Raw genomic sequence first — 1,515 nt, 5'->3', positions numbered from 1 at the left:
CGCGCGCCACCCTCGTCGGCCTGCGGGCCTCGGTGGCGGGCCGGGTGGAGGTGGCAGAGGGGCGGCTCGACGGGCTGGGTCCGGCCGGGCGCGGGCGCCTCCGGGACGGCGTACGGCGGCTGGTGGAGACCGGGTTGGCCCCGGCCTTCGACCGGCTGCTCGCCGTCCTCGACGACCCCGGGTACCTGCGCGCGGCGCCACAGGCCGTCGGCTGGGCGCAGTACGCGGGCGGGGAGGAGGCGTACCGGGAGTTCGTCCGGACCCACACCGGGAACGACACGCCGCCCGAGCGGCTGCACGAGCTCGGCCGCGAGCAGTGCCGCGAACTGGCCGAGCGGATGCGGGAGGTCCGTACCGCCCTCGGATTCACCGGCCCCGAGGCCGAGTTCCACGACCGGCTGCGGAGCGAGCCCCGCCTGTACGCCCGGACGCCGGATGAGGTCGAGGCCCGTTACCGGGGCCACCTCGACCGGCTCGCCCTGCTGCTGCCGCAGTGGTTCGCCACCCTGCCGGCCGCGCCGTACGGGCTGGCCCGGCTGGACCCGGCACTGGAGGCGGGGATGACCTTCGGGTACTACGAGCAGCCGACCGCCGCCAACCCCGTCGGGCGCTACCGCTACAACGGTTCGGACCTGGACCGGCGATCCCTGCTGGGCGCGGCCTCCCTGATCTACCACGAGCTGGCGCCGGGGCACCACTTCCACCTCGCCCGGCAGGCGGCGAACCGGGCGCTGCCGCAACTGCGGCGCGAGGTGGCCGAGTTCGGCGCGTTCAACGAGGGCTGGGCCGAGTACGCGGCCGGTCTCGGCTGGGAGATGGGCCTCTACGACGACCCGTGGGACGCCTACGGGCGCCTGACCCAGGAGCGGTTCACCGCGCAGCGGCTGGTCGTCGACACCGGGCTCAACCTCGGGACGATGAGCCTCGCGCAGGCGCGGGAGTTCATGCGGGCCAACTCCACCGAGGCGGACGGCCAGATCGCCTCCGACCTGCTGCGCTACTCCACGGACCTGCCCGGACAGGCGCTTTCCTACCGGGCAGGCTTCCTGGAGTTCGGCCGGCTGCGGGCGAGGGCCGAAGCCGGGCTCGGCGTCGGGTTCGACGTGCGGGCCTTCCACGAGGCGTTGCTGGACGGCGGGGGGCTGCCGTTCCGGGCCCTGGGCGAGAGGGTGGCGCGCGAACTCGGTACTCGTGGTGCTCGTCAGTGAAGCTGAAAATAAAATAATGGATTCACTCCGTGTACGTTCCGTAGGCCACGTCTGCCAATCTCCCTGCGAGGCGAATGAGCACTCGCTTGAGTGAATTCGGCGATACTGGTTTGGCCGCTGAGCATGTGGTTCGACTACGGTGGTCCGAGTGGGCGGTGGGTGCCATCGACGGAAATTCGGCCCGGTGGGTGAATTCCTGATTCCGCGTGGAATGCTTCCGTCCGCCGGGCTGTGCGCTGCTCCGGTGTTCGCAGTGCCCGGGTTCCCTGTCATACGAATGCGTAGAGAGGATGGAGCATTATGCCGC

The 1,515-nt window shown here is 71.4% G+C and carries 1 protein-coding gene; it reads left to right on the top strand.

The features are described 5' to 3' along the window. Window positions 1-1,208: DUF885 domain-containing protein (locus AB0O00_RS39005; RefSeq protein WP_363659416.1), on the top strand; the 1,208-nt coding region annotated here is incomplete at its 5' end. Between the last annotated feature and the right edge of the window lie 307 nt (window positions 1,209-1,515).

Origin of the sequence: Kitasatospora sp. NPDC093558, assembly GCF_040683475.1 — a bacterium.
In the GTDB taxonomy this organism is placed as follows: domain Bacteria; phylum Actinomycetota; class Actinomycetes; order Streptomycetales; family Streptomycetaceae; genus Kitasatospora.
This window is presented reverse-complemented; position numbering and strand designations above follow the sequence as displayed.